Origin of the sequence: Nocardia miyunensis NBRC 108239 (assembly GCF_001613065.1) — a bacterium.
GTDB lineage: Bacteria > Actinomycetota > Actinomycetes > Mycobacteriales > Mycobacteriaceae > Nocardia > Nocardia miyunensis.
In genome coordinates this window covers 27,638-33,962 of the sequence record NZ_BDBQ01000125.1, presented here as the reverse complement: position 1 = coordinate 33,962, position 6,325 = coordinate 27,638, and the positions used below count along the sequence as shown (strand labels likewise).

Sequence of the window (6,325 nt, the reverse complement as noted above, 5' to 3'; positions counted from 1 at the left end):
GGCCTCGCGCGGGCTCCGTCCCGACGCCTCCACCGAGCATCGCGCGGCGACCGGCCGGGCCCGGCCGATGCCCGACCTGTTCGTCACGCCCGCACGGCACCCGGACGGCAGCAATACCTGTGCCGACGACTCGGTAGCGGTTCTGGTCGACGAGTTCGGGGTCGAGGCCGCCGAGAAGTTCACCGACACCACCCCGACGTCCGGGCGCACGGGTGCCGAACTCGAGGAACACGCCGGCGGCCGCCTGCGCCGCGTCGACTCCCGCGACGAGCTCGCCCGCCGACTGCTGGACTCCGACGACGACGCGGCCGTGGCGGTCGTCGTCGACCACTACGCCACCGCCGACGCCGACGGAATCGGTGCACACGCCTACGTCCTCGCTGTCCGCGACGGCATCGTCCAGGTCCGGGATTCCACCGAAAATGGCTGGCGCCCATACATATTCGGCGAGACCGACACCGGCGTCGCGAAACGGTCCGCGATCGTGTTCCAGAACAGCGGTGGCAGACTCGTACCCGAACAGCCCCTGGCCGAGCACCCGAGCGATCCCGACGCGCTCCCGGAATACGGCATCGGCCGCACCCCGAAACACGGCGACGACGACCCCGGTGACGGATCCCCTGGTCCGGATCGGCAGCAGCCATCCCGCCGAGCAAGCAGCCCTGGCGGCACGACGGCAGATGAGCCGATCGGACAGGACGATGTTCTCGTCCCGGCCCTGTCGCACACCGCCGTTCTCGAAGCGGCGGCACTCCGGATATCCGCGCGCGTCACTCATGCCGACGGATTCCGCGACTCGCAGCTTGGCGCCGCAGTCGCGCACGGCATCGCCGACGCCGTCGAGCAGCTGGCCGCCCACGCGGCGACGGCGCCGATCCACCGCATCGAAATCTCGCGGACCCCGGCCCACGAGCCCTTCCGGGTGGAATGGAATCACGCCGAGCATCGAATCGAGCGGATCGTCATCGATGCGCAGACCCTCTCGAACGAGACCTGGCTGCGCAATCACATCGGAAAATCCTTCGGGCCGAGACAATCCCGGACCGCCGACACCCGGCAGCTCGCACGCCTGCTGATCCTCGGCGCGGTGGCCGACCGGCTCGATGAGGTGAGCTTGGGCGCCGTCCGGCTGCTCCCCGACGGCACTACTCCCACCCCGGGCGCCAAGGCGCTGCGACGCGCATTCGCCCAGGTGATCAGCAACCCGGACGGCAGCGAGCCGCAGGACCGGGCGATCGTCGATCGGCTGCATCGGCTCGTCGCCGACCCCTGGGCAGCGGCGGCGCCGCTGCAGGTCGCGGCGATGCTGTCGACGTATTACGGAGTAGGCTTCCCGAGCCTCGAGGAGGTGCCGAGCGAGGAGATCGTGCGTGAGTACGCCCGCGCCATCCACGACGCCGCATCGGTGAGCAGAACGGCCCTGCCGAAGATCGTCAGCCACGACAACCTGGCGCCGAATATGCTCGGCCAAACGATCGCGGCCCGCCACACCACGACGGTACTGCTCAACGGCACCTACGCGACGGACCCGCAATCAGCGCAGACCATGGCACAGCACGGTGTCGTCTCCGGCGAGATCCCCGTATGGGCGCTGCACCGGTTCGAGTACTACGTCACCCTGTACGGGCTGGGCAATGCGCTGGTCGCGGCGCACGAGGGCCGGGCGCTCGCGCAGGCGGAACCCGTTCTGCGGCAATACTTCCGAGAATCGGTCGCGAGCCTGCGCGAGGCCGACGATTTTCCCGAGGACGATTTCCGCGCCTGGCTGCGCAGCCAGTTGCTGCCCGCCGCGCTGGACGACGCGGGCAATCTCGTTCCGGAGACGGCGCTGCCACACGCCTTCGCCGCGGTTGCCCGGGACCACGGCCGGCACGCGTCCGCCGCGGAGCGGGTGCTGGCGGATCTCGCTCGCAACCCCGCGGCCGCCGAGCCCGGCACGGCCCGGCGGGGCGTCGAAGCCCTGCAAGAGCTCCACATCTACCGAGTGGGCACCGTCCACCTCCTCGAGCAGGTCATCGGCACGCCCGAGACGGTGGCCCCGGCCCTGTACGCGCGCAACTTCCGCGCACCGGGTGAGGAAACCGGAATCGTCATGTCGGACGCGATCGCCGAGGCACTGGTGCACCGGGCCCTGGCCGAATCGTCCGTCGCCGGTGCGGGCCAGTCCAGCCGGGCCCTCGTCGTGGGCGCCGAGGAGTCGCCGTTCATCGTTCTCATCCCCGGTCCGACAACGGACGACCTCGACCTGAGCCTCGGGAAGCAGACCGAGATTCTCACCTATTTCGGGCAGAACCACATCGGGAACATCACCGAACTGCTGGCCTCCGTCCACGGCGTCGAGTTGCCCGATGGGCGGGTCATCGGTCCCGAGCGGCCGATCCTGATCATGCGGCGGGTGTCCGATCCTCCGCTGACCGCCATCCCGGGCGGCATCGAACGGCATCGTGACACCGTCATCGCGGCCTTGAAACAATTCCACCGGACCACAGGCGACTTGCCGGACAGCGAATTCCGGCGACGGTTCATCCCCCCGGGGGTTCCCGACGGCGATACCGGCGCGCTGCTCCGGTACCTGATCAACCGAAAGCGGGAGCACCTGCGTCAGGCCTATCGTGATGGTTTCGAGCCCGTCTTCCGGGCCCTGGGCTTCACCGACGACCCTTTCGCCGAACTGGAGCGCAAGTCGTGGAACATGCCCAAGCCCTTCGCGAAGTTCGTGTGGGTGCACGGTGACCCGCACCCGGGCAATTTCCACGTGGCCGAGAACGACGATGCGGTGAATACCAAGATCACCCTTATCGACCTGGAGGGAGCCTTCGTCGGCGACGAGGATTACGACTTGGCTTTCCTCGAGCGCATGACCGAGCCCGGTTATGCGCCACGGGAGGGGGTGAACAACGTCGATGTCTGGCTCGAGCTCCTGCAACTCGAGCGCGTCATCAATGTGGTCCTGCGCCAGGCGCCGCCGGTGGCGGCGGGGGAAATAACGTTCGAGGAATCCCGGCTCAACGCCGTGGGATTCCAACGCGCCCTGCGGGCCACGCACTCGGGCCTGCTGAACGATCCCGAATGGTCACAGACCGAATTCATCGACAGCATCATGCGCCTCGGAGTCGGCGAATCGCTGCTGCCCGACGCATCCGGGCCGGCGGCGACCGGCCCCAGTGATCGGCCACACCCCGGACGCGGCCTGCCGTCACCGGACGACCTGCCGCTCACCACACACGAACGCAGGCTCGTCCACAGCGCGCTCGCCCGGCTGCCGGAACATCTGGGCGCCGGCGCCGACCTGCTGTCACTGTTCTCCGAGGTGCCGCGCGACGGCGCGGTCGTCGCACGCTCGCGTGACCGGGCTACTCGCAACGGCCGCTGGTGGCAGGGCCTTTCCGCCGATGAGCAGGCGGCCGTGGTCAAGGCGTACCCGCATCACATCGGCAATGCCGACGGCGTCGATTACACCTCGAGGGATATCGCCAACCGGCTGTTCCTCGAACGAGTGCTGGACGACCAACTCGCCGAGCGCTGGCGGCTGCCCGTGTTCACCGAGACGGCGCGTGCGGGCATCCGCGCGGTCCGGGATCAGCTGCGCGAAGTGCAGTCCGCTGCCCGGCAGCTGCCCGGATCGCCGCCGGTGCAGCTGATCGCCTGGGAGCCTGCCCGATACGGCGACAACGGCAGGCTGTCGGTGTCGATCGGCAATGCCGACACCGCGTCGAACGTCACCCGTCACATCGGCGGCAACGGCACCACGCAGACGTCGCTGTTGTACCGAAGCAGGTTCGCGCACAATCAGTTCGCCGAGACCGCGCGCAAGGCCCCCGACGATACGGTCGCGGCGATCATCGACATCTCGTACCATCATCCGGTTCACCGGGGCGAGGCTCGCCGTTCCGATTTCGCCCGGGTGGGCGGCTACGTGGTCGCGCGAGATATCGCCGCCTACAACGCAACTCGCGCACTGCGGGCCGCACGTCCCGACGGTGTCCCCCCGCCACGACTGCGCACCGTCGCCGGGCACAGCTACGGGTCGGTCACGCTGTGTCACGCCGGCGCCGGCGGGCGGCTGGCCGGTGAGATGGATCAGGTGATCATCACCGGCTCGCCGGGGCTGCCGATACCTGCCCGGGAGTTCGGCATCGGCCCCAACGTCTATGCCGGAATCGCGCCGGGGGATGTGATCGCCCAGCTCGGCAGCCTCACCCCGGGTCGGCGCGCTCGGCGCGGTCGGCGCGGCCGGCTGTTCGTCAAGGGCCTGGGCCTGCATCCCGCGCTCGACACCGGCGTCATCCACTTCGACGCCGCGATGCCGGAGTTCACCGGCAACGCGGCGACGCACCAGGGCTACTACTCCTACACCGATGACGAGCAGCGGACGCCGACCACCGCGCTGGACAACATCACCTGGATCACCGCTGGTCGGCCGGACCTGGTCGAGCACATCGAACCGCGACCACCGGTGGGTACGCCCACTGTCCTGCAGGCCGTGGCCGCCGAGTTCCTGGCCGGGCGCGGCAATCGGTCCGGGCTCGAATCGCAGAACGACATCCAGAGCGCGCGCAACCGCGAGGTTCTCCGCCGGCTGCTGCGGGGCGTGGCGACCACTCCTCACAGCATGGCCGATATCCCCGGCAAGGTGTTCAGCGAGGTGTCCCTGACAAGCGCCGAAGCCGACACGCTCGCGACCGCACGGGCAGCGGCCGAGGAACTCCACCGGGTGTTGAAACCCGGTGGCACACTTCACGTCACCACCGACACCGAGGACTCCGGCGAGCGGCGACAGCACATCGCGGACAATCTCCGCCGGGCGGGATTCGAGGACATCACGGTCGATGTCCATGAGATCCGAGCGACCAAGCTGGTCAACCACTGTGTGCCACAATCCGTCGGCGACCTCAGAGCACACCAGGGCGACGTGGCAGATCCGTTCGTCCTCGACTCGGCCCGGGTCGACGGAGTGTCCTGGAAAGAACTGCGACAGCGGAACACCTTCCGCGGCGAGACACCCGAACAGTTCCACACCGACAGCGGGTCCACCGGGCAGGGCAAGCTGATCGAAGGCATGATCGCCCAGGCCGAAGGCAGCCCCGCGGGTACGAAGGTCACCGCGCTGGTGTTCGAAGAACGCGTCACCACCGACGAACACGGCAACACACGGCGCGCCATCGACGAACACGGCGTCGGCGGACACGCTTACACCCTCACCTACATCGGCAAGAACACTTCCGGACAACCACAGTTCGAGATCAACGGCCACACCGTCACCTACCTCGGCATCGAGGACGGACTCGAATGGTTCCGCGCCGAGACCGGTCAAAAGGTGTCACTCGCCGAACTCACGGACAGCACACGCGCGGAGACCGGCGCACTCTGGGCGATCACCTACCGCCGCACCCCTGACATGGCACGGGGCGAACGGGTGCGGAACCTCGGCGATCCGACACCGCCACCCGACGACCTCCGGTTCGGCGCGAGCCCCCGCTCAGACCGCGACACCAGCGCCGATGCGAGCCAAGGGCCCTCGGCACAGGGACCACCGGCGGCCGGCGACGGCTCCGACCCGAACTCACGCACCGCACTCGACGCGGCACACGCCGGCGCATCCGCGAGGCCGACGCCGTGGCAAGCCAAGCAAGGTCAGCTACCGACCGGTGGGACGACGCCATGGAACGCCCCCAGGCACATGTTGAACAACCCTGGGGTCGTCTTCGCCAACGACCCGAGAGTCGGTCCCGACGCGCAAGCCAACCCGCCCGAAGAGCCTGGCACACCACCCCCCGCTGCCGTCCCCGTTCCGGGCGCCGAGAATACCGCGCTGAAGCCCGCCGAGCCGGGGTGGCGGGTGCGCCGGATACCACGCGAGGCCGAGCTCGGAAGCTATCTATACAACAAGCCGGGGGCCAGGACTGCGAATCCGCCTCGCGCGGGCGAACGCGACGGCGGCACAAAAGCTTCCGGCCCCATAGAGCTGTCGCAGCTCGAAGAGCATGTCATCCGGATGGTGGGGTACGGAAGGTCCAACAAGGCCATCGGCAATGTGATCGGGCAACGCCGGGTGCGGCCGCTGCTTCGCACGCTGTATGGCAAGTTCGGCGTCAGCAGGAAGATCGGCCTGGCGCAGGCGGCGTGGCGCCAGGGATTCCTCGACGGCACACGCTCGGATTCGGAGTTCGAGCGGGATATCAAGCAGGCGATCGGCGCCGAATTGTTCGACACCTACGGGATAGAGGTGCTGGGGCTGGACAAGAAGGGGATCACCTTCGAGACGGCTCTTGCCATAAAATATGCGATCGTCGACGAAATAGACGAAGTACTGGGGCTGAGCAGA

General features: G+C 68.4%; 1 protein-coding gene (only partly in view). It reads left to right on the top strand.

Annotated features, from left to right (window positions below; translation table 11 throughout):
• The first annotated feature begins 67 nt into the window (after window positions 1-67).
• Window positions 68-6,325, top strand: partial view of a phosphotransferase gene (locus NM2_RS43100; protein WP_067682605.1) — the 5' end (the start) only. 26,262 nt of this gene lie beyond the right edge of the window; the window shows 6,258 of its 32,520 coding nt (coding positions 1-6,258); its start codon is at window positions 68-70; its stop codon lies off the right edge, out of view.